A 22,665-nucleotide genomic window follows, 5' to 3' on the forward strand; every position below is an offset into this window, starting at 1 on the left:
TACCCTCCCGGTGATCCGCTACCTGGACGCGGTGCTGCGGCGGGCCTCGGTGCCGATGGAGGCCGAGCCGTTCGAGCCGGACTGGGGGGACCAGCCGCGGAGCCACAAGATCTACCGCCAGGTGCCCGGCTTCCCGCTTCCCGACCAGGTGCCGCACCCTGCGGCACCACTGGGGGAGGCCCTGCCGGCGCGGCCCCAGGGGCCGGGGGAGGGCTTCACCGTGCCGCTGCTCGCCGGGATGCTCCGCCACTCCTACGGTTGGCTCTCCCGCCGGCTCCAGATCACCGCCGACCCCGGCCAGGGCGGCCGGGAGGCCTACGCGCACTCCGCATGGGCGCGCGGCAGCGCGGCGGGCGGCGGCCTGTACCCGTGCGAGATCTACTGGGTGTGCGGTCCGGGTGCGGGTCCGCTGCCCGGCGTCTACCACTACGACCAGCCCGCGCACGCCCTGCGCCGCCTGGCCGCCGGTGACGTCTCGCCCCGCGTACGCGAGGCGCTGGGCAGCGCGCCGACCGCTGGTCGCCAGTTCCTCCTCGTCACCGTCCGCTTCTGGCAGAACGCCTTCAAGTACGGGGAGTTCAGCTACCACTGCGTCACCATGGACCTCGGGTGCCTGCTGCGGACCTGGCAGATCTGGGCCGCGGCCTGCGGCATCGGGCTGCGCCCCCGCCTGTGGTACGACGAGCCGGCGCTGGACCGCCTGCTGGGACTCGATCCGGCCACCGAGAGCGTGCTGGCGGCTGTGCCGCTGCCCTGGCGGGGCGCCACCGCGGCGGAGAGCGACGGGCCCGGCACCTCCCGGACTCCCGCGCCGCGTGTGGCCGCGCCCCTGCCCGAACGGTCCCGTACCGTCCTGCGGTTCCCCGCAGCCGAGGCGGCTCATCTCGCGGCGGCGTACGACTCGGGGCCGCCCCCGGGCCCCAGGGCGCTCGCCGAGGCCGCCGCCGCTGCGGAGCCGGACCCACCGGCCGATGGGCAGCCGGACGCGTCCGGGTACCCTCCCGTCCCGCTGCCCGCCCCCGCCACGCTCGGCGCGGGCGTCACCGAAGCGCTCACCGCCAGGCGCAGCAGCTTCGGCCGGTTCTCCGCGCACCGGCCGCTGGCGGCCGACGAGTTGGCCGCGCTCCTGCGGGCAGCCGCCGCCGGGCGCCACCTGTTCCCGGACGAGGACGGCGGCGAACCGTCCTCGCACTCCGCTCCCGCGCTCACCCGGCTCGCCGTCTTCGTGCAGCATGTGGCCGGGACACCGGCGGGGCGCCACCTGTACGACTCCGCCGCGCACGCGCTGAGCCCCCTGTCCGGCCCGGCCCCGCCCCCCTTCCTCCAGCGGATCTACACGCTCGACAACTACAACCTCGAACAGGCCGCCGCCGTCCTGTTCGTACTGGCCCGCCCGCACGCCGTCCTGGCCGCCGCGGGGCCGCGCGGCCACAGGCTGCTCAACGCCGAGGTGGGCGCCGTCGCGCAGGCCACCTACCTGGCTGCCGCGGCCCTCGGGACGGGATGCGGTGCCGCGCTCGGTTTCGACTACGAAGCCGTCCATACGGCTCTCGCTCCGGCCGTCGGCCCGGACACCTGGCCGCTGCTTGTGCTGATGACCGGCCATGAGCGCCCCGACCGCCCCCGTTTCGACGCACCCCTGGTTCCGAACCACCCCGGCCCCCGCCACGACCTTCGCCCCAGTTCCAGCCCCAGCCCCAGCCCTCGCACGGACCGGACCGGCCGCCGATGACCGACACCCCTTCCCACCCGCTCCCCGCTCCCTCACCCGCACCGTTCGCCGTCGCCCCCGACTTCGTGCTGCGCGTCGCCGGGCTTCCCACCCAGGCCCTCGCACCGCTGCGCGCGCCCGGCACCGCCGCCTGGGCGCGGACGGCGCTGGAGCTGGAGGACAGGCTGGCCGCGCTGGCACCGGCGGCCGAGGACGCCCTTGCCGAGGCCGTCTCCCGCACCGCGCGGCCCGCCGATCGCCGTGCCCTGCTCGCCCTGCGCCGCGACATCCACAACGCCCGCACGCCCACCCGCGCAACGCTGCGGGCCGCCGAGACGCTGCTGCCCGCGGCCGCCGCCGACTGGCTCGCGCTGCGGCATCGCCACGAGGAACAGCTGGCCCTCGGCGAGCGCACCCGGGCCGACGAACTGCGCGCCGCTCGCCGCCAGTTGCACCTCCTGGCCGGTGACCCGGTGCTGCGTGCCGGACTCCAGGCGGCCTCTCCCTCCCTGGACGCCGCCCTTCCGGCGTATCTGGCGGCCGGTGACGAGCCGCCGAGCAGCAAGCGGAACCGGAAGGCGGAACGCGCGCTGGTGTCGTACGTCTACCGGACGGCACTCAAGACGAGCCCCTTCAGCACCCTCACCACCCTGGCGCGCGGCCGCTTCCAGGAGTCCGGTCCGCCGCTGGGCCTCGCCCTCGCGGACGACGCTCTCCCGCGGCCGCTGTCGCGTGCCCGCCCCAATATGACCGCGCTCCACGAGATCGCCGTCGCGGCGCTCGGCGATCCGGCCACCCGCGCGGCCCTCCCGTTCCACGCGGTCGGCGGGTGGCGCCGCACGGGCGGCCGCATCCACTATGTGCGCCGCCGGTACCGGCCCGTCGATCCCGGCCTCGCCCTCGCCACGCCGGGTGTGCTGGAGGAGGAGCCGTTCCAACTGCCCGCAGGGCCCGTTCTCGACGAGGCACTGCGGATTCTCGACGCGGCAGGGGACGACGGTGCGACACTGCCCCAGCTCGCCGAGGCGCTGCACCGCTCCGACCCGGACGGCCGCCCCCGAGAGCGCTTGGAGGGCTATCTCGCCAAGCTGGTGGAGCTGGGCCTGCTCACCACGCCCGCCTTCGCCCTCGACATCCACCACCCCGACCCGGTCGCGGAGCTGACCGGCCGGCTGCGTACGCTCGGCGCGCTGCCGCCCACCGGCAGCGGGCCCTCCCTGGCCGACCGGCTCGACCGGATACGGGAGCACGCCGACGGCTTCCCCCTCGCGCCGCTGCACGAGCGCGCCCGCCGTACCGCCGCGCTCCGTACCGAGGTGGCCGAGGCGCAGCGGGCGCTGGGCCGGGAGGCGCCGGTCGTGCCCAGGACGGCCGTCTACGAGGACGCCGTGCTGGCCGTGCCCGCCACCGCCTCCCGCCGGGCCTGGGAGGAGGGACCGCTGTCCGCGCTCGGCGACTTCGCCCGGCTGCTGCCCGCCTTCGACCTGCTGCTGCTGGACAGGCTGTTGGTCCACGCCCACTTCCGCTCCCGGTACGGTCCCGGCGGGGTCTGCGACGACGTGCCCGGTTTCGCGCACGAGCTGTACCGGGACTGCGGCAAGTGGCTCTCGGGGACCGGCACCCGCCTCGGCACGCTGGCCGCGGACGGTACATATCTGCCGCGCGCCAACCCCTACGACGACCCGCGGGTCGCGGCGTTGAGCGCCGCCCACGAGGAGTTCGCCCGCGCGCTGCGCGCCGCGCTCGACGCCGGGAGCCCCGCCGCACCGCGGCAGCCGTCCGACGCGTTGGAGGTCGTCCTGGAGGCGGCGGCGCTGCACCGGGCCGCCGCAAAGCTGCCGGCCGACGGCCCCGGCCTGCCGCGCAGCTTCTCCTGCTACCTCCAGTGGGCCGGGCCCCGCCGTCCGGGTGGCCGGCCGCTCGCCGTACTCAACTGGGCCTACTCGGGCCTCGGCCAGCCCCTCGCCCGGTTCGCCGGATCCTTCGGGTCACAGGCCGAACAGGAGCTGACGGACGGCATCCGCGCCCGGTACGCCCGGCTGCTGCCGCCCGACGCCGTCGGCGCGGAGCTGAGCGGCGGCTACGACACCTCCAATCTGGCGCTGCGGCCCGCACCGGCCCCCTACCGGCTGATCGGGCCCGCCGAGGCCCCGCACGGGCCCGCCGAGCGCCGACTCGCGATCGACGACCTGCGGCTGGTCGACGACGAGGACAGCGGCGAACTGCGGCTGGTGTCCCGGCGGCTGGACAAGCGCGTCGTCCCGCTGTGGCTCGGCGGCCTGGTCCCCATGGCGCTGCCCCGTGTGCAGCGCACCCTGCTGGCGCTCTCCCCGGCCGCCATGCCGCTCGTCGCGGACCTGTGGGGCTGCCTGGAGGGGGGCGGGCCCGCCCACCGTCCCCGGGTGCGGCACGGCTCGCTGGTCCTGGCCCGCCGCGCCTGGCGGTTCACCGGGCCCGAACTGCCCGGCCCGCAGCCATCCGCCGAGACCGCGCACGGCTTCCTCGCCCGCCGCCGGTGGTGGCGTGCCGCGGGGCTGCCGGACCGGGTGATGGCGCGTACGGACACCGACCGCAAGCCGCAACCCGTGGACGCCGACAGTCCGCTGTCCCTCTCGCTCCTCGACCACCGGCTGCGCGGCGCGGGGGAGGCCGTCTTCACCGAGCTGCTGCCCGACGTCACCGAACCGGCCCTGGGAGCGGGCGGCTCCACGTACGTGTCGGAGGTGTGCGTGGAGCTGGACGCACCGCCACCTGCCGCCTGCCGCACACCGCACACCGGAAGGACGGACCCACAGTGACCGAAGCGACCGGCACCGACCAGGCGCGGCCCCCGGCACGGCAGCGCCGGCCCGGACCCGCCGCACCCCTGAACGCCGACGACCGCCCACCGGCCGAGCTGAGCCCCGGCGAGTGGCTGTCGGCGCACGTCTACTACGCCGGGGACCGTGACCCGCTGCTGGGCGAGTGCGTCGGCCCGCTGTTCGAGCGGCTGCGTGCCGAAGGGCTCGCCGACTGCTGCTTCTTCCTGCGCCACTGGCTGGAGGGCCCGCATGTGCGGCTGCGGGCGCGGCCGACCGGCACCGACGCGATCCCGGCGCTGACCGCTGCGATCGAGGACGCCGTCGGCGACTTCCTGCGGCGCCGCCCCTCCGTCTACGATCCCGCCGTCGATCTGACCGACGAGCAGTACCGGGAGCGGTTCCGGCTGGAGTTCTCCGACGCGCAGTGGGACGCCCGCTACGGCCCGGACACGGTGCGGATGCCGCGCCGCCCCAACGACTCACTCGCCTACCTCGGCTACCAGCCGGAGCTGGAGCGGTACGGCGGCCCGGCAGGAGTGGCGCTCTCCGAGTGGCACGCCGACCGCTCCAGCAGCCTCGTCGCGAGTCTGCTGGCCTCCGCCAACACGCAGGTCGGCAGCGTACGGCTGGGGCTGGCCGCCCAGCTGACGGCCACCCTCGCGCTGACGGTGCTGGGCGACACCGAGCGCACCGTGTCCTTCTTCGAGCGGCGCATGGCCGACTGGGAGCCCCTGTTCCAGGAGCGCTACGGCACCTACGCCGCCGCCTACCGACGGATGGCGGGCCCGGTGGGCGACAAGGTGGAGGCCCTGCACGCGGGAGTCCTCGGCGGCCGGCCCGACCGGCTCACCGGGTTCCTGCGCCGATGGGCCGAGCACGGTGCCGAACTGCGCGCACGCATCGACGAGGAGGCTCGGCGCGGGGGACTGGTCTTCCCCGCGGGGGACGGGACGGGCTCACCGGTGCCGGTGGACGCCGAGACCGCGCGGGCCGCGCTGCTCGCCGGGTTCGTGCACATGGGATGCAACCGGCTCGGGGTGACCGTCGGTAACGAGGACTATCTCGCCTATCTGCTGCGCCGGGCGCTCCGGGAGCGGGTCGGGCAACTGCCCGCGGATTGACCACGACCGGCCCCGGCCGGCTATTGACCATGGCGAAAACTGATCACCACAATGGCGGGTGTCCGCGTAACTCGCGTATCTGACAAGGGAGTTGACACATGCTCGTAGACGAGCTCGAGGCGCTGGAAGCCGAGACCTTCGAGATCGAGGAGATCGAGGAGCCGCCGCAGGTCATCGCCAGCACGACGGCCTCGGGGCCGGCCTGCCACTGAGCCGTGCGGCAGCCGCCGCCGGGCACCGTCCGTCCGCCGCACGGCTCGGACGGTGCCCGGCGGCGAGCAGCCGACAGGCGAGAAGAAGGCGAACCGTCCCAGCCACCCGCCGGGCGTTCGCACCCCACCCACGACCGGGAAGACGGTGACCCACACGGTGACCCAGGAGAACAAGCCGCCGCGCGGCACGAGCGACATCTGGGAGGTTGCCGACCTGGTCACCCCCATGGCCGTACGCGTCGCGGCCACGCTGCGCCTCGCCGACCACATCGGGGAGGGCACCGCCCCCCTCGACCGGCTCGCCGAGCGCTCCGGCACCCCCGCACACCTGCTGGAGCGGCTGCTCCACCACCTGGTCAACGCGCGGGTGTTCACCGAGCCCGAGCCGCACGTCTACGGCCTCACCGAGCTCGGCGCACAGCTGCGCGCCGACCACCCCGGCGCTCCTCGCGACTGGCTCGACACCGGCAGCGCCTTCGGCCGCGGTGACCTCGCGCTGGTCCACCTGCTGGAGAGCATCCGCACCGGCCGGCCCGGCTACGACACAGCCTACGGCCGCTCGTTCTGGGCCGACCTGGACGCCGACGCGGAGCTTTCCGGCTCCTTCGACTCCTTGCTCGCCTCGCTGCTCGTCCCCGGCGAGACGAAGGCCGCCGCCGAGGGCTACGACTGGGGCTCGCTCGGCCACCTCGTCGACGTCGGCGGCGGTGACGCGACGCTCCTGTGCGCGCTGCTGACCGCACATCCCGAACTCGGCGCCACCCTGGTGGAGTTGCCCGGACCGGCCGCGGCGGCCCGCGCCAAGCTCGACGGGCAGGGGCTGGCGGGGCGGTGCACCGTCCTGGAGTCCAGCTTCCTGGACCCGCTGCCCGAGGCGGCCGCCGGCGCGGGTGGCTATCTGCTCTCCGTCGTACTGCACGACTGGGACGACGCGCACGCGCTGGCCATTCTGGAACACTGCGCCCGTGCCGCCCGTCCCGGCAGCCGGGTGCTGCTGATCGAGGGGTTGCGCGACGACCCGCAGGGTGCGCGGGTCCGCTCCGAGATGGACCTGCGGATGCTCACCTACTTCTCCGGCCAGGAGCGCACCCGCGACCAGCTCGCGGCGCTCGGCGACCGCGCCGGGTTCGACCTCGGCACGGTGTGCAAGCTCAGCTACTACCGATCCCTGGTGGAGCTCATCGCCCGCTGATCCTCCGGGAGGGCGGCGGCTCGCGCGCTCACGGCTGCGCCATCGTGCGGTTCATGGCCAGATTGGAGACCAGCAGCCCGCCGTCCACCGGGAGCCGGACACCGGTGATCCACGCGGCGTCGGCGGAGGCCAGGAAGGCCACGGCGGCGGCGATGTCGGCCGGCTCGCCGACCCGGCCGAGCGGGTAGTGGGCGCTGACGCGCTCCAGCATCCGGGCCCGGTCCCGCCACACGTCGGTACGCACGGTGCCCGGCTCCACGAGGTTGACCCGCACCCCGCGCGGCGCCGACTCGACGGCCAGCGTTCGGGTGAGGGAGGCCAGACCCGCCTTCGCGGCGCTGTAGGCGTGTTCGCCGAAGTGCTGCTCGGCGTTGACCGAGCCGACACTCACGATGGCGCCCCGCCCTCCGGCCGCGGCCAGCAGGGGCAGCGCAGCGCGGGCGCAGCGCGCCGCCCCGTGCAGGGTGACCTCGAAGTCCTCGTACCAGGGGGCCTCTTCCCACTCCTCGAAACGGGCCGGGTCGCGGTGGCAGGCGTAGGCGTTGTTGACCAGCACGTCGAGGCCGCCGAACGCCTCGGCGGCGCGGTCGACCGCGGACCGCACCGCCGCGGCGTCCGTCACATCGCAGGGGTGGGAGTGCGCCAGACCGCCGTCGGCGCGGATGTCGTCGGCCACGCGCCGGGCGCGCTCCGGGTCCCGGTCCGTGACCAGGACCCGTGCGCCCTCCTCGGCGAGACGGCGTGCGACGGCCGCTCCGATGCCTTGCCCCGCGCCGGTCACCAGCGCCCCGTACCCGTCGAATCGTGTCATCCGATCATGGTAGAAGTCCCCTCCGAGTGGCGCTCGGCGGCCGGGGGTTGTGCGGTGGCGCCCTCGTCCTCGCGCGGCGGGGTACCGGCCGCCGCGCCCGTGCGCTCGGCCGTCCTGTTGTGCTGCTCCTCCCAGGTGGAGAGGGCGAGCCCGCAGGCGTGGTCCATGTGCCGGAGCTTCTCCAGGCGCAGTTCGACCCGGCGGTCGGTGGGTAGCTCGTCCAACTGGTCCTGGAGCTTGGGCAGTCGCAGGAACGTGGCGTTACCCAGCACCGTGACCCGCAGCGGCTGTCCCGCGCCCGGGTCCTCCGTCTCCACATGGATGTGCGAGGTCTCCCAGGCGGTCTTGACCACCGCCATCAGCAGCCCCAGCAGCACCCCTTCGAACATGTTGGTGAGGACGATCGCGAGCGCGGTGACGGCCAGCACCACCGCCTCGGCCCGGTGCTGCCGCCACATCGGGCCCAGCTCGCGCAGCGGGATCAGCTTCCAGCCCGCGTGGACCAGGATGCCCGCCAGCGCGGAGAGCGGGATCATGCCCAGCGCGCCGGGGATCGCGGCGGCGAACAGCAGCAGCCATACGCCGTGCAGCACCCGGGAGGCCTTCGTCCTGGCGCCGGCCGACACATTGGCCGAGCTGCGCACGATGACGGCCGTCATCGGCAGCGCGCCCAGCACCCCGCACACCGTGTTCCCGGCGCCCTGGGCCATCAGCTCCTTGTTGTAGTCGGTACGGGGTCCGTCGTGCAGCCGGTCGACGGCGGCCGCGCTGAACAGCGACTCGGCCGAGGCGATCAGGGTGAAGGCGAGCACCGTGCTGAGCATGCCGATCGAGGCCAGACCGCCGAAGTCGCCGAGCCCGGGCGGCTGGACGGCGTCCAGCAGGCCCTTGACCTCGATACGTGCGATGGGCAGGTCGAAGACCCCCGTCGCGGTCGTGGCCAGCAGGACGGCGGCCAGCGGCGCCGGCAGTACTCGCGCTCCGGCCCGCCACTTCGGCCACACCAGCAGCACCAGGATCGTTCCGGCGCCGACCGCGAGGGCGGTCAGCGCGGTGCTGTCGCCCACCGTGTCCACCACCAGGTCCCCCAGGCCCAGCAGCTTGTCGGGACCGCTGCTGGGGGCCTTGGTGTCGGTGAGCGCGTACAGCTGGCCGGCTATCAGCACCAGACCGATACCGGCGAGCATGCCCTGGACGACGGAGACGGAGATCGCGCGGAACCAGCGGCCCAGCCGCAGCACGCCCATCAGCAGCTGCAGCAGTCCGGCGGCCAGCACCAGGACGCCGAGTCCGCTCAGACCGTGGGTCTGCACGGCCTCGTAGACCAGTACGGTCAGCCCGGCGGCCGGGCCGCTGACCTGGAGGCTGCTGCCCGGCAGGAAGCCGGTGACCAGACCGCCCACGATGCCGGTGACCAGGCCGAGTTCGGCCGGTACGCCGGAGGCCACCGCGATGCCCACGCACAGCGGCACGGCGACGAGGAAGACGACGAGCGAGGCCGTGAAGTCGGCCCGCAGAGTGCCACGGCTGCGGAGCGGGTTGCTCAGTACGCCGCGGAGCGGATTCTTCTGCTTGGTCGGAGTGTTCTCCGGGTGCGACATGACGCCACCTCTCACAGTGGGAGGAACGCGTCGTAACGCGTGTCCAGTTGCAGGACATGGCCGGTGTCGATGGTGTAGAACCAGCCGCGCAGCGTCAGTTCGCCGGCGGCTTCCCGTTCCGCGACGCACGGGTATTCCCGCAGCCGGGTGAGTTGTGCCCGTACGTGGCGCTGCACGGCGGCGGCCACATCGGGCTGCTCCCGTGCGTCGTCGTCGGGTGCCAGTTCGGTGGGGGGCGGCAGCTGGGTGGTCAGCCAGCTGTGTACGGCGGGCACGGCCGCCAGGTCCTCGTTCCGCACCCGGGCGCCGACCGCGCCGCAGTGCGAGTGCCCGCACACCACGATCTCGGGTACTTCCAGCACCCGGACCGCGTACTCGATGGTGGCGGACTCGCCGCTGGGCCGGCCCGGTGCGTCGTAGGGCGGCACCGCGTTGCCCGCGGTGCGCAGTTCGAACAGCTGCCCGGGGCGGGCACCGGTGAAGACGGCGGGCTGGACCCGCGAGTCGGAGCAGGTGATGAAGAGCGCCTCGGGCGACTGGCCCTGGGCCAGCCTGCCGTAGCTCTCGCGTTCGTCGGTGCGGTCGCTTATCCGCGCGGAAAAGGCGCGTGCGTGAGGTATGAGAGAGCGCATGTGATTACCTTGCGTTCAGGTGCGTACGCAGTCTGCGTACGGAAGTCGGCGAGAAGTCGGATACGCGGTCAGCGTGGGCCGGTTCCGGCTGGTCACGGACAGGCGCGCCGATACGCGGCTGCCGTCGCCGGTATCAGTGCCTCAGCACCTGGTGGAGTACGGGAATGCCGACGGATCTGCGCCACGGCATGCCGGCAATGCCGTTCTGGGTCAGCGGGGCGCAGCGTCCGGCGGCGAGGGAGCAGTCCTGGCGGCAGTCGGGATGCAGCGGGCGCTCGCCGGGGGCCGGCGGGTTGATCTGGTGGCGTACGGTGCGGCGCGGATGGCAGCTGTCGTTGCCGTGTTCGACCTCGCCGACCACCCGTGGCGAGAGGTTCTCCGCGGTGGCGGCGGTCGCGGGTGCGCCGACCGGTGCCGGAGGAATGCCGGCGCTGTCGACGGCCAGCAGCACGGCCAGGAGAAGGACGAAGGCGGAGACGCACGCCCGGATGGGGGTTACGCAGCGTCGCATCGTCCTCCTCTCGTTCATGGCTCCGAGCTGGGCCGATTCCATCGTCACCCACAGGGTGTGACGAACGCGAACGGGGAAGGTGAACGGGGGGTGAACTCACCAGGGAGATGCCGGGAGTTTGGCTCACACCCTTGTGTTTTCAGCCGCAACGGCCAGAAATGATCGCTGAACAAGGTCGCTCGTATGGCCGATATCCGAACTCCAGACCCCCTGAGCAGGATGTCAGTCCTTGAAAGCTCCCTGCAACAAGCCTGAAACAAAGCTCCGTTGGAACAGCAGGTACACGATTGTGATCGGCAACATGACGAGGATGGTTCCGGCGGCCAACATCGGCACATCTGTGTTGTTCTGTCCCACGAAGAATCCGAGCCCCGCCGGCGCTGTCCGCTTGGCCGCGTCCTGCATCAGCACCAGTACCAACAGGAACTGATTCCACGACCACATGAACACCAGCACCCCGAGGGTGGTCAGCGACGGCCGTGCCAGTGGCAGCAGCACTTTGACCAGGATCGTCCACGACGAGGCGCCGTCGATCCGCGCCGCCTCCACCAGCGAGGCCGGCGTGGTGCGGAAGTGGGTGCGCATCCAGAACACGCCGAACGGCATGAACAGCGCGATCTCCACCAGGATGACGCCCAGGTACGAGTCCGTCAGTCCGAACCCGCGCAGATCGAAGTAGAGCGGCACCACGATCAGTTCGACCGGGATCGTCAGCCCCGCGACGAACAGCGCCGCCACCCCGTCCCCGCCCGGCAGCCGCATCGTGCCCAGCGCGTACCCCGCCGCCCCGGCCAGCAGCAGCGTCGCCGGCACCACCCCGGCGGCGATCAGCAGGCTGGAGCGCATCAAATCGGAGAAGCCCGCGACCGTCCAGGCCTGCCGGTAGTTGTCCAGGCTCCACCGCTCGGGCCACGCCATGCCCACCACCGGCTCGCCCGAGGGCTGCATGGAGGCGAGGAAGACGCTGAGGAACGGGACGACGACCGCGATCGCCAGTACGGCCAACAGCGCCTGCCCCGACCAGCGTTCCGTCCGCGACGCCGTGCTCATGACCGCGCCCTTCCCCTGCGGGCCGGCCGGCTCACAGCTCGGACCTCTCCGGCCTCGACAGTCGGTTGACGACATAGACGATCACCAGGATCAGCAGGCTCAGCAGCACACCGAGCGCCGAGGCCAGCCCCACCTTCCCGGCGGAGAACGCCAGCCGGTAGACCAGCAGCCCCGGGACGGTCGTCTCCTCGCCCGGCCCGCCGCCGGTGGTGACGTAGACGATGTCGAAGCTGGCCAGCGCGGCCACCGTGGTCACCGTCAGCGCGACCGCGAGCTCGCCGCGCAGCTGGGGGAGGGTGACCGAGACGAACTCCCGCACCGGTCCCGCACCGTCCAGCTGCGCCGCCTCGTACAGCTGCGGGTCGATCTTCTGCACCCCGCTCAGGAACAGCATCATGCACAGTCCGCTGAGCACCCATGTGCCCACCAGGCCGACGGCGACCAGCGCCCAGTCGAAGTCCCCCAGCCACGCCCGCGCCCAGCCGCCGAGCCCGACACCGCCCAGCGTCTCGTTGATCAGCCCGTCCTCCCCGTACAGCCAGCGCCAGGTCACACCCACCGCGACCAGCGGCACCACCTGCGGCAGCATGAACAGCAGCCGGTAGACGCTCATCCCGCGACGGCGGGCCTGCCCCGCCCCCGGCCGGGTCCGGGTCAGGGTCAGCAGTCCCGTCATCACCAGCCCCGCCAGGATCGGCAGGAAGGAGAAGAAGACGACGAGGACCAGCGCGTTGACCACCGAGCCGCGCAGCGCCGGATCGGCGAAGACATCCTGGTAGTTGGCCGGCCCCACCCAACTGCCCAGCGTCACCCCGTCCCACTCGAACAGCGAAAGATAGGCGGTGTGCAGCGCGGGCAGCACCGCGAAGGCCAGATAGACGGCGAACGCGGGCAGCACGTACAGATAGCCCCGGTAGTCGCGCCATGTGTGTGAGCGGCGGCGGGCCGCGCGGGAGGCCGGACGCTTCACGGCGCGCCTCCGTAGCGGTCCTCCCACACGTCCTGGAGCGTGTCGAGGTACGCCTCGGGCGTGGTGCGCCCCGCGATCAGCTTCTGCACTCCGGCGCGGAGCGGATCGAGCATGTCGGGCGCAGCGAAGTCCGGGAAGTGGTTCATGCCGTCGTCCGCTGTCACCCGGCGGTGTGCCCGCGCCACCTCGCCCAGCACCCCCTCGGGCACCGGCACGGCGCTCCCGTCGGGCGGCAGGAAGCCGTTGTCGCTTACGATCTTCGCGGCGTGCCGGGAGCCGAGGAAGTCGAGGAACGCCCCGGCGGCCTGCGGATGCCTCGTACGGGAGGAGATCGCGTACGAGACGCTGAACCCGGAGGAGACGGCACGGGCGCCGGGGCGCTCGCCCGGGAGCAGGAAGAAGCCCGCCTTCTTCCCCATCGCCTCGGACAGCTGCCCGGCCGCCCAGTTGCCGTTGATGAGGAAGACGCTCTCGCCCCGGGTGAAGCGGGCCGTGCTGTCGGTCTGGGTGGTGCCGTTGGCCGACTCGTCGAAGTACCCCTTGCGACTCCACTCCACCAACTTCCGGGTGGCCGCCAGCGTCCGCCGCGTCTCGATGGTGGCTCCCGGGGCTCCCTTGACCCAGTCCCGGTAGTGCTTCGGCGGCATCGCGTTGTTGACCAGTGCCGCCCACAGATGGAGTCCGCCGGAGTCGAGCGCGCCGACACCCAGCGGCGTCATCCCGGCCTTCTTGACGGCGGCCAGCTGCCGGTCGAACTCGGCCCGGGTGCGCGGCGGCCGGGTGATGCCCGCCTTCCGGGCCAGCTCTTTGTTGTAGTAGATGCCCGTCATCGACAGCCCGGCGGGCACTCCGTACAGCCGGCGCCCCGAGGCGGCCTGCCGGCCGGAGCCGGTGAGCTGGTCGAGGGCGGTGGCGGGGAACTTCTTCCGCCAGCCGTACGCGTCCCGGTACGGCGCCAGGTCCAGGATGTCGCCGCGCGCGGCGATGTCGTCCATACCGACCGCGAATTGCGCGAGGTCGGGCGCGGTGTCCGAGGCCATGGTGAGCTTGATGCTCTTCACATAGTCGGCGAACTGCGTGTACCGCGGCTCGATGGTGATGTCGGGGTACTTCTTGTGGAACGCGGCGATGAGGGCGTCCACCATCGCGGGGGCGTCGGCGAAGGTGAGCCGGAGGGTGACCTTCCGGTCGGGGACGGCCGTGGTGGACGGCACCGCCCTGGGCCGGTCCGGATCCGCCGCGCTCCCCGGGGTCAGCGCGCCGCACGCGGTGACCAGCAGGGCGAGCAGGGCGAGCAGCACGGTGCCCGGCAGGGTGGTGCGGCGCCACGCCATGCGTACCCCCTCTCGCGCTCTCGGAGCACTCATTTCCCTCGGGGAGGTGCGGCCAACCGCGGGCGGCGCCGTTGTGTGTGGCGGCGCGTGTGCGGGCGCACATGCGCGGTGGTCGCGCTCGCGGGGTAACGCGCCCTTTCGGGGCCGGGCCGCGTCGGGTGCCGCGCGGCGCGCTGCCGAGGCGGGAGGGGGTTGCGGTGCCACCATGGAAGAAGGCCCCCGACGTGGAGGAAAAGATGTTCGAGCCGGACGACATCCGGGAGTGGCGCGGGCGCGACGTGGTGGACGAGGGCGGCAGCAAGATCGGCTCGCTGGAGTCGGTGTATGTCGACACCCGGACCGACCAGCCCTCGTTCGCCACCGTGACCGTCGGCATGCCGGGCCGTCGCCGCCGGCTCGTCTTCGTCCCGCTGGCGGGAGCCGCCGTGGGGCCGGGATATCTGAAGGTCCGGTACCCCAAGAACCTGGTGAAGGACGCCCCGTCCATCGGGACCGACGATGTACTGCCGGCCGGCGACGAGCCGTCCGTCTTCGCCCACTACGAGATCGAGTACATCCCGGGCGCGGGTGGCGAGCGCCGCCTCGCGCGCCGCTGAGACGGGGAGGCCGTGATGGTGCTTTTCCTGTTCCTGGTCCTGGTGGCGATCCTGCTGGGGATCTTCGGCTCCGTCGTCGAGGGGCTGTTCCATCTCCTGATCATCGGCATCGTCGTCGCGCTGATCGCCTTTCTGTACGCGGCCTACCGCATCACGGCCCGCACCACCCGGCGCCGCCCACGCTGAACGGCCCCGCCCGGGCCGACGCCCGGGGGAGGGGGTGGGGCACGGGAGCGCATCGGGTTGTGGCCGTGCTGTGAATGTAAGGACAACAGCTCTTTTCGTCCTCCGGGCGCCGTGCCAACCTTCCGGCACGATCTCTGGCGCAAGGAGGGGCCCGGATGGGAGTCATCGCGCGGAGAACCGCGCTGACCGCCGCCGTCCTGGGGGCGGGCTCGGCGGCGCTCGCAGGCTGCGGGAGCCCGCTCGATCCGCGCGGGGGCGGGGGCGGCGAGATAGCGCTCACCGTCGCCACCAACGCCATCTCAGGCGGCAAGAACGCCGACGAGGCGGAGTGGATCGAGCGGTGGGTCATTCCCCGCTTCGTCGCGCGCCAGCGTGAGCAGGGCGTGGACGTCCGGGTGGACTTCCTGCCCAGCGGCGTCGACGACGAGCAGTACAAGACCAAGCTCGCACTCGACCTCAAGGCCCACGCGGGCCCCGACATCATGTCGCTGGACGGGATCTGGGTCGGGGAGTTCGCGCAGGCCGAGTACATCAAGCCGCTGCGCGAGGTCGCCGGGCCGGACGTCGCCGACTGGGCGGGCTGGCGGCAGATCAGCGCCAAGGTGCGCGCGCTCGCCCGCTTCGAGGGCAGGCTCTACGGCATCCCGGCGGGCACCGACGCACGCGTCCTCTACTTCCACAAGCCGCTCTTCCGCAGGGCCGGACTCCCCGTCGACTGGCAGCCCGGCAGCTGGCAGGACATCCTGGACGCCGCCCGCAAGCTCAAGCGCCTCCAGGGCGTCATCCCACTGCAGATCAACGCGGGCACCGCCATGGGCGAGGCGACCACCATGCAGGGCGTGCTGCCGCTGCTCTCCGGCGCGGGCGGCCGGCTGGCCGAGGGGGATCGCTGGTACGGCGACACCCCTGAGCTCCGCGCCGTGCTCGGCTTCTACCGCGACGTCTACCGGAGCGGCCTGGGCGACCCGAAGCTGCAGCAGGAGGCCAAGGGCCGGGACAAGTCGTTCGAGCGGTTCGCGGAGGGCAGCCTCGGCATCCTCGCCGAGGGGGACTACTTCTGGCGGGACGTGATCTCCCCCGAGACCGGCACCGCCCCCATGAAGCGGCGTGACAACGATGTCGGATATGCGCTCATTCCTGCCCGCGCCCGCCATGAGGCGACCGGCGGCCGGGACCACGTCAGCCTCTCCGGGGGTGCCGTTCATGTGCTCAACCCGCACACCCGCCACCCCCGGCAGGCCTTCGAACTGCTCACCGCGCTGCACTCGGCGCCCGCGCTGAAGGCCCGGCTCGGCGACGCGGCGATGATCACCGAGCGGGACGACGTCAACGACGCGGTCCTCGACAAGGACCCCATGCTCCGCTTCTGCGCCGACAAGGCGCTGCCCGTCACCACATTCCGGCCACCGCTGGCCGCCTACACCGCCGTCTCCCTCGCACTCCAGGAGGCGACGGCCCAGGTGGTGGCGGGCAAAAGCCCCGAAAGCGCCGCACAGGCCTACCGCAAGGAGCTGGAGGAGGTGCTCGGTGGCAGCGACCACATCATCGGCTGACCCCTCCCCGGCGGGACCCCAGGGACAGGAGACGGCCGAGGAAGGCAAGCGGCGGCCGGTACGTGAGGAACCGGAGCGCGACGCGGCGGGGCTGGGCCGGCGAAGAGCCGCCGCCTTCCTCGCCCCCGCACTGCTCCTGGTCGCCCTCTTCCTCGTGTTGCCCGCCCTCTGGACGCTCTACCTGGGCGCCACCGACTACCGGCTGACCGGCATCCCCGCCATCGACCCCGCCTTCGTCGGCTTCGACAACCTCACCAAGGCCCTCGGTGACGACGGCTTCTGGCGCTCCCTGCGCCTCACCCTGGTCTTCGTGCTCGGCTCCGCCGTCATCGGCCAGGCAGGACTCGGCTTCGCGCTCGCCTGGTGGATGCGGGAGCGCACCGGCCGGCTCAGGACCATCCTCGAAGTGCTGGTCATGCTCGCGTGGATCCTGCCCAGCTCGGTCGTCGCCTTCTTGTGGATCGCCTTCCTCGACCGGGACGGCGGCACCCTCAACGAACTGCTCCGTACGCCGGGCGCGGCCTGGCTGCTGGACCACCCGATGCTGTCGATCGTCGTCTACAACATCTGGCGCGGCAGCGCCTTCTCGATGATGCTCTACAGCGCGGCCCTCGGAAACGTGCCCGCCTCCCATCTGGAGACCGCGCGGCTGGCCGGGGCCGGCGGCCTGCAGCAGCTGCGGGACGTGGTCCTCCCGCGTATCCGCGGCCACATCCTGACCAATCTGCTGCTGATCAGCCTGTGGACGTTCAACGACTTCACGCCGTTCCTCATCACCGCGGGCGGACCCGACGGAGCGACCGAGACGCTGCCCGTCCACATCTACAAGACGGCGCTGGGAAGCGGGGAGTTGGGCTACGGCGCCGCCATCTCCTTCCTGATGCTGCTGATCAACCTTGTCGTCGCGGTGATCTACCTACGGCTGCTGGGGCAGAAGAACAAGTCCGGCACAGCACGGCGGAAGGCACGCGGCGGCGGTCAGAAGGAGGCGGCGTGAGAACCGGAACCAATCCCGTGCCGGCGCTGCTGCGCGGCATCGGCGCCTACGTCCTGGTCGCGCTCGCCCTGGCGTTCTTCGCGCTGCCCATGCTGTGGCTGGCCGCCGCGCCCTTCGACGCGCACCCGGGCGTCACCGCCTCGCTGCCCGACTTCACCCTCGCCAATTTCAAGCGGCTGTGGAACAACCCCAACGCCGTCGACTCGCTGGCCAGTTCACTGATCCTGGCCGTGGGCAGTGCGGTACTCGTCGTCGGCCTCTCCGCGCTCGCCGCCTACGCCCTCAGCCGGGTCCGCATCCGGGGCCGGGACGGGCTGCTGTACGCGCTGCTGCTGCTGTCCTCCATCGTCACCGGCACGGCCGCGATGGTGCCGATCTTCCTGCTGGCGGCCGAACTGAACCTGGTCGACTCCTACCTCGGCGTCATCCTGGTCCTCACCGGTGGGCTTCTGCCGGCGGCCATCTTCATCCTCAAGGACTTCATGGACACCACGCCGCGCTCCTACGAGGAGTCGGCACGCGTCTTCGGCGCCTCCCCGCTGCGGATCATGTGGGACGTCGTCGTCCCCGTCGTACGGCCCGGCCTGGCCACCGTCGGCGTCTGGACGATCGCCCAGGTGTGGGGCAACTTCCTCATTCCGTTCCTGCTGCTGCGCTCGCCCGACAAGTCGCCCGCCGCAGTGGTCATGTACACCTTCTACACCGAAGGTGGCCAGCCCGACCTGGCGCTCATCTCCACCTTCTCGCTGCTGTACTCCCTGCCGGTCGTGCTGATGTTCCTCTTCGTCAGCCGCCGCTACGGCTTCCGCTTCCACGGAGGGATCAAGGCCTGATGGCAGACATCACCCTGAACCGGCTCGCCAAGGTCTACCCCGGCGGCGTACGGGCCCTGCACGACCTGGACCTGACCGTCCGCGACGGCGAGTTCTTCGCCCTCCTGGGCCCCTCCGGCTGCGGCAAGTCCACCCTGCTGCGCACCATCGCCGGCCTGGAGGCCGCCAGCGGCGGCAGCGTCCACATCGGCGACCGCGACGTCACGGCCCTGCAGCCCGGCGAGCGCGACATCGCCATGGTCTTCCAGGACTACGCCCTCTTCCCGCACATGACCGTCGAGGAGAACATCGCCTACCCCCTGAAGGTCAAGAAGGTGGGCAGGGCGGAGCGCGCGGCCAAGGCCCGCCGGACCGCCGAGGAACTCGGTCTCGGCCCTCTGGTCGAGCGCAGGCCGGGCCAACTGTCCGGCGGACAGCAGCAGCGCGCCGCGCTGGCCCGCGCCATGGCGTGCCGTCCACGGGTCTTCCTGTTCGACGAGCCGCTGTCCAATCTGGACGCGCGGATGCGGCTGGAGGCCCGTACCTTCCTCAAGAAGCTGCAGCGGGAACTGGGCGTCACCACCGTCTTCGTCACCCACGACCAGGCCGAGGCGCTGGCCATGGCCGACCGGCTGGCCGTCATGGAGAGCGGAGAACTGCGGCAGGTCGGCACCCCGACCGAGGTCTTCCGCCGCCCGGCCAGCACCTTCGTCGCCTCGTTCATCGGGTCGACGCCGATGAACCTGGTGGACGGCGAGGTGACGGCACACGGTGCGGTACGGGTGACCGGCGGCGAGCTGCCGCTGCCCGACGTCGCGGCGTCCCTGACCGAGGCGGGGGAGAAGGTCGTCTACGGAATCCGCCCCGAGTATCTGAGGTGGTCCGACGTCCCGGCCGAAGGCGCCGTGGCGGGCACCGTCTCCGTCGTCGAGAACCTGGGCAGCGCCCAGTTGGTCACCCTGGAGTGCGGCGGCGGGGTGAGTGTGCGGGTCGTCGTCTCCGAGGACCACGAGCCGGAGCCAGGCAACCGCGGATGGGCCGTACCGCGCCACGACCGGGCGCTGCTGTACCGGGACGGAGACCTCGTCGCGGAGCACGGCACCACGGACGCCACGGCGAACGGCCCGGCGGACGGTCCGGGCAGCGGCGTGAGCGACGGTCCGGCAGACGACGCGGAGCCGGTGCCCTCGTGACGGCGCGCGAACACACGCACCGCGGCACCTGGACGATGGAGCACCGCGCCGACGGCATACTGCGTGCGCTCCCCGTGGACGTACCCGCCGGCACGGCCGCGCTCACCCTCACGCTCAGCTACCCGCGGCACGCCGGTGTGCTGGATCTGGGGCTCCTGGGACCCGAGGGGGAGTTCCGCGGCTGGTCGGGCGGCGCCCGCGACACCGTCACCGTGGCGGAGGAGCGGGCCACCCCCGGCTACCTTCCGGGCCCGCTCGTCCCCGGCACCTGGCGGGTCCTCCTGCGGCTGCACCGCATACCGCCGGAGGGGATGCCGTACGAGGTACGGGCGCGGTGCGCCACGCAGGCGCCCGCCGCGCCGTCGGCCGCCACCCCGCCACCGCTCGCCCCGGCGGACCGGCGCGCCCGGCGCACGGTGCCCTCCCACGACGGCGCGCGATGGCTGGCCGGTGACCTGCACGCCCATACCGAGCACAGCGACGGAACCCTCACCGTCGACGAACTGGCCCGCGCTGCGGCAGCCGAGGGCCTGGACTTCCTCGCCGTCACCGACCACAACACCGTCAGCCACCACCCCGCCCTGGCGGCGGCCGGCCGCCGCCAGGGCATCAGTCTGCTGCCCGGCCAGGAGGTCACCACCGACCTCGGCCACGCCAACGTCTTCGGTGACACCGGATGGATCGACTTCCGCCGCCCGGCCGCGGACTGGCTGACCCGGGCCGAGGCCGCGGGCGGCCTGCTGTCCGTCAACCACCCGCTGGCAGACGACTGCGCCTGGGAACTCCCCTTCGCCGGACGGCGGCCCAGGCACGCCGAGCTGTGGCACCACTCCTGGGCGGACCGGCGGCACGGGGCTCCCCTCGCCTGGGCGCGGGCCTGGCGGGACGACGTCGTCCCGCTGGGCGGCAGCGACTTCCACCGGCCCGAACAGGGCCGTCCCCTCGGCGCCCCCACCACCTGGGTGCTGTGCGCGGACGGCGACGTACTGGGCGGTCTGGACGCGGGCCGCACCGCCGTCTCGGCCGGACCGGACGCCGCCGTGCTGCTGCGCTACGGAGACGAACTCCTCGCCCTGGACGCCGACGGCACCGTCCTGGTGCGGCCGGACGGCACCCGCACGGTCGTACGGGGCAACGCCGTCAGCCTCCCGGCGGGGCAGGGCCTGCACCGACTCGAGACCCACACCTGCGAGGTGGTCGCCCTGTGCGGCTGACCCCGCAGGCCGGGGCCGCGCGCGGCCCCGGCGAGGGCCCGCACACCGAGCGGCGCGCCGGCGCGGTGTGCGGGCCCGCCACCAGCACCCCCGTGACGGAGAGGCAGCATCCGGATGAGCGACATGGACGTCACCCAGCCGCACACGGACGAACTCGTCATCGTGCCGCACACCCACTGGGACCGGGAGTGGTATCTGCCCTTCCAGCAGTTCCGTCTGCAGCTCATCGGGCTGCTGGACGAGGTGCTGGAGCGGATGGACGACGATCCGCGCCAACGCTTCACCCTCGACGGGCAGGCCGTCGCGGTGGACGACTATCTGGAGGTGCGCCCCGAGCAGCGTGAGCGGCTGACCGCGCTGGTGAAGGCCGGCCGGCTCGCCGTGGGACCCTGGCAGATCCTGCTGGACGAGTTCCTGTGCTCGGGCGAGAACATCGTCCGCAACCTTGGGACCGGGCTGCGCCGCAGCCAGGAGATGGGCGGTGCGCTGCCCGTCGGCTATCTGCCCGACATGTTCGGGCACTGCGCGCAGCTGCCGCAGATCCTGCGCGGCGCCGGACTCGAACACGCCTGCGTGTGGCGTGGGGTGCCGGCCGCCGTGGACAGCCACGTCTTCGCCTGGACCGCACCCGACGGCACTGCCATCCGCACCGAGTATCTGGCCGCGGGCGGGTACGGCAGCGCCGCCGGACTGTTCGACGACCCCGAGAAGGTCGCCGAACGGGCGCGCGCCGTCGCGGCGAAACTCCGTCCGTGGCGCCCGGACGGCTCCCCGATGCTGGCGATGTACGGCTCGGACCACACCGCGCCCGCCGCCGACCTCGCCGATCTGCTGGAGCACCACAACAGCCGGCACGCCGCGCAGGGCGGGGTGCGGCTGCGGCTGGCGACCATGGCCGAGTACTTCGCCGCCCAGCCCACCGATGTCGCGGGCCTGCGCACGGTCCACGGTGAACTGCGCAGCCATGCGCGGGCCAACATCCTGCCCGGCGTCTTGTCGGTACGCGCCCCGCTCAAGCAGGCCATGGCCCGCGCCGAACGCGCCGTGGAACGGTACGCGGAGCCGCTGGCCGCGCTCTGGTTCGACGGCTCGGCGCAGCGCTTCCTGGAGATGGCCTGGCAGCGCCTCATCGAGGTCTCCTGCCACGACTCGGTTACCGGATGCGGCTGCGACGAGACGGCGCAGCAGGTCGCCGCGCGCATCGCCGAAGCCGAGCAACTGGGCCTGGCCGTCCGCGACATGGTCGGCGGACAGCTGGCCTCGCACGTTCCGCACGACGCGCATCTGCTGCTCAACCCGACGCCCGCGCCGCGCACCGAGCTGGTGGAGCTGGATGTCGCCGGGGAAGGCCCGGTCCACCTCCTCGCGGCCGACGGCAGCGTCTTCCCGGCGCAGCCCGTCGCCACCGCCCCCCGGCTGCTGGCCGACGACACCGTCCCCGCCCGCCGACTGCCCACGGTGCTGGCCCGCGTCCACGGCAGCGAGCTGTACGGCCAGGAGATCACCGGCTGGCGTGTCGATCCCGCCCGGCGGCTGCTGCACTTCACCGTCGCCCGCAAGAGCGAACTGCCCTTCGACATCGCCGAGGTCGAGGCCGCGCTGGCCGCGGCCCGGTCCGGGGAGGGGCACGGCGGCGAAGGGCAGACCGCCGGGGGCACCGGAGGTGACTGGCGGGTGGTCATCGAGGCGGAGCCGCGGCAGCGGGTCGCCGCGCTGGTCTCCGTACCGGCGCTGGGCCGCACCGCCGTGCGCGCGGTCCCCGGCCTCCGGCCGTCAGCTGCCCCCGCGACGCCCGGCCCCGCGTACCCCGTCAGCGCAGCGGACGGCGTACTGACCAACGGCCTGCTCACCGTGGAGCTCGCCGAGGACGGCACCTTCGCCGTACGGACCGCGGAGGGGGTGGAACTGGCCGGCGCCGGCCGGGTGGTGGACGGCGGCGACCTGGGCGACACCTACAACTACGCCCCGCCCGCTCATGACGTCCTGGTGGACCGGCCGGAGTCGGTCACCGTCCGCCGGGTCGCCGAGGGGCCGCTGACCGGCGCGTACGAGGTCGAACGGCGCTACGACTGGCCGATGGCCGGCGACTTCGCCGGTGACGGCCGCACCGTCGGCACCGAGCGGACGACGGTGACCACGCGCGTCGAACTGCGGGCCGGGGAGCGGTT

The 22,665-nt window shown here is 72.9% G+C and carries 19 protein-coding genes; 12 read left to right on the top strand and 7 right to left on the bottom strand.

Going from position 1 to position 22,665, the window contains the following annotated elements:
- Positions 1 to 10: 10 nt before the first annotated feature.
- The 4 genes from KBY19_RS14785 to KBY19_RS14800 all read left to right on the top strand — a co-directional run bounded on the left by KBY19_RS14785 (position 11) and on the right by KBY19_RS14800 (position 7,037).
- On the top strand, positions 11 to 1,732 hold the full coding sequence (locus KBY19_RS14785; RefSeq protein ID WP_307843515.1) for a SagB family peptide dehydrogenase: 1,722 nt from the start codon (positions 11 to 13) through the stop codon (positions 1,730 to 1,732).
- The gene (locus KBY19_RS14790) at positions 1,729 to 4,509 is read left to right on the top strand and encodes a lantibiotic dehydratase (RefSeq protein ID WP_210965931.1); all 2,781 of its coding nucleotides are present in this window, start codon (positions 1,729 to 1,731) and stop codon (positions 4,507 to 4,509) included. Before KBY19_RS14785 ends, KBY19_RS14790 begins: the two co-directional genes overlap by 4 nt.
- Positions 4,506 to 5,633 (top strand): lantibiotic dehydratase C-terminal domain-containing protein, encoded by a 1,128-nt coding sequence (locus KBY19_RS14795; protein ID WP_180289578.1) that lies wholly within the window; start codon positions 4,506 to 4,508, stop codon positions 5,631 to 5,633. Before KBY19_RS14790 ends, KBY19_RS14795 begins: the two co-directional genes overlap by 4 nt.
- A gap of 357 nt (positions 5,634 to 5,990) precedes the next feature.
- The gene (locus KBY19_RS14800) at positions 5,991 to 7,037 is read left to right on the top strand and encodes a methyltransferase (protein WP_210965932.1); all 1,047 of its coding nucleotides are present in this window, start codon (positions 5,991 to 5,993) and stop codon (positions 7,035 to 7,037) included.
- Between the two features lie 28 nt (positions 7,038 to 7,065).
- Here KBY19_RS14800 and KBY19_RS14805 read toward each other — a convergent pair whose 3' ends face one another.
- The 7 genes from KBY19_RS14805 to KBY19_RS14835 form a co-directional block, all read right to left on the bottom strand.
- Positions 7,066 to 7,848: an SDR family NAD(P)-dependent oxidoreductase gene (locus KBY19_RS14805; RefSeq protein WP_099879112.1), complete on the bottom strand. Its 783-nt coding sequence runs from the start codon at positions 7,846 to 7,848 to the stop codon at positions 7,066 to 7,068.
- A complete protein-coding gene (locus KBY19_RS14810; RefSeq protein WP_210965933.1) occupies positions 7,845 to 9,449 on the bottom strand; it encodes a SulP family inorganic anion transporter in 1,605 nt (534 codons plus the stop codon). Before KBY19_RS14810 ends, KBY19_RS14805 begins: the two co-directional genes overlap by 4 nt.
- Before the next feature lie 11 nt (positions 9,450 to 9,460).
- On the bottom strand, positions 9,461 to 10,081 hold the full coding sequence (locus tag KBY19_RS14815) for a carbonic anhydrase (protein WP_099879108.1): 621 nt from the start codon (positions 10,079 to 10,081) through the stop codon (positions 9,461 to 9,463).
- A gap of 133 nt (positions 10,082 to 10,214) precedes the next feature.
- On the bottom strand, positions 10,215 to 10,592 hold the full coding sequence (locus KBY19_RS14820; RefSeq protein ID WP_099879106.1) for a hypothetical protein: 378 nt from the start codon (positions 10,590 to 10,592) through the stop codon (positions 10,215 to 10,217).
- A 222-nt stretch (positions 10,593 to 10,814) separates the two neighbouring features.
- Entirely contained in the window at positions 10,815 to 11,642 is an 828-nt protein-coding gene (locus tag KBY19_RS14825) for a carbohydrate ABC transporter permease (RefSeq protein ID WP_210965934.1), read from the bottom strand.
- A 31-nt stretch (positions 11,643 to 11,673) separates the two neighbouring features.
- A complete protein-coding gene (locus tag KBY19_RS14830; protein WP_210965935.1) occupies positions 11,674 to 12,612 on the bottom strand; it encodes a carbohydrate ABC transporter permease in 939 nt (312 codons plus the stop codon).
- On the bottom strand, positions 12,609 to 13,946 hold the full coding sequence (locus KBY19_RS14835; RefSeq protein ID WP_210965936.1) for an ABC transporter substrate-binding protein: 1,338 nt from the start codon (positions 13,944 to 13,946) through the stop codon (positions 12,609 to 12,611). The genes KBY19_RS14830 and KBY19_RS14835 overlap by 4 nt, the downstream gene beginning before the upstream one ends.
- Before the next feature lie 236 nt (positions 13,947 to 14,182).
- On the opposite strand from KBY19_RS14835, the gene KBY19_RS14840 reads away from it, so the two are divergent.
- From KBY19_RS14840 to KBY19_RS14875, 8 genes are all read left to right on the top strand, one after another.
- Positions 14,183 to 14,542, top strand: a complete 360-nt coding sequence (locus KBY19_RS14840) for a PRC-barrel domain-containing protein (protein WP_185019326.1) — start codon at positions 14,183 to 14,185, stop codon at positions 14,540 to 14,542.
- A 15-nt stretch (positions 14,543 to 14,557) separates the two neighbouring features.
- Positions 14,558 to 14,728, top strand: a complete 171-nt coding sequence (locus KBY19_RS14845) for a hypothetical protein (protein WP_180289576.1) — start codon at positions 14,558 to 14,560, stop codon at positions 14,726 to 14,728.
- A gap of 155 nt (positions 14,729 to 14,883) precedes the next feature.
- Entirely contained in the window at positions 14,884 to 16,281 is a 1,398-nt protein-coding gene (locus KBY19_RS14850) for an extracellular solute-binding protein (protein ID WP_185016415.1), read from the top strand.
- Positions 16,256 to 17,278, top strand: coding sequence for a carbohydrate ABC transporter permease (locus KBY19_RS14855; protein WP_210956616.1), 1,023 nt, complete (start codon positions 16,256 to 16,258; stop codon positions 17,276 to 17,278). Before KBY19_RS14850 ends, KBY19_RS14855 begins: the two co-directional genes overlap by 26 nt.
- Positions 17,275 to 18,111, top strand: a complete 837-nt coding sequence (locus KBY19_RS14860; protein ID WP_099879096.1) for a carbohydrate ABC transporter permease — start codon at positions 17,275 to 17,277, stop codon at positions 18,109 to 18,111. Before KBY19_RS14855 ends, KBY19_RS14860 begins: the two co-directional genes overlap by 4 nt.
- Positions 18,111 to 19,283, top strand: coding sequence for an ABC transporter ATP-binding protein (locus tag KBY19_RS14865; RefSeq protein ID WP_210965937.1), 1,173 nt, complete (start codon positions 18,111 to 18,113; stop codon positions 19,281 to 19,283). Before KBY19_RS14860 ends, KBY19_RS14865 begins: the two co-directional genes overlap by 1 nt.
- Positions 19,280 to 20,497 (top strand): CehA/McbA family metallohydrolase, encoded by a 1,218-nt coding sequence (locus tag KBY19_RS14870; RefSeq protein ID WP_307842600.1) that lies wholly within the window; start codon positions 19,280 to 19,282, stop codon positions 20,495 to 20,497. Before KBY19_RS14865 ends, KBY19_RS14870 begins: the two co-directional genes overlap by 4 nt.
- Positions 20,498 to 20,611: 114 nt before the next feature.
- Positions 20,612 to 22,665, top strand: a 2,054-nt coding sequence (locus tag KBY19_RS14875; protein ID WP_247690986.1) for an alpha-mannosidase, incomplete at its 3' end; no start/stop codon positions are given.

This window comes from Streptomyces sp. B15, assembly GCF_018070605.1.
GTDB lineage: Bacteria > Actinomycetota > Actinomycetes > Streptomycetales > Streptomycetaceae > Streptomyces > Streptomyces smyrnaeus.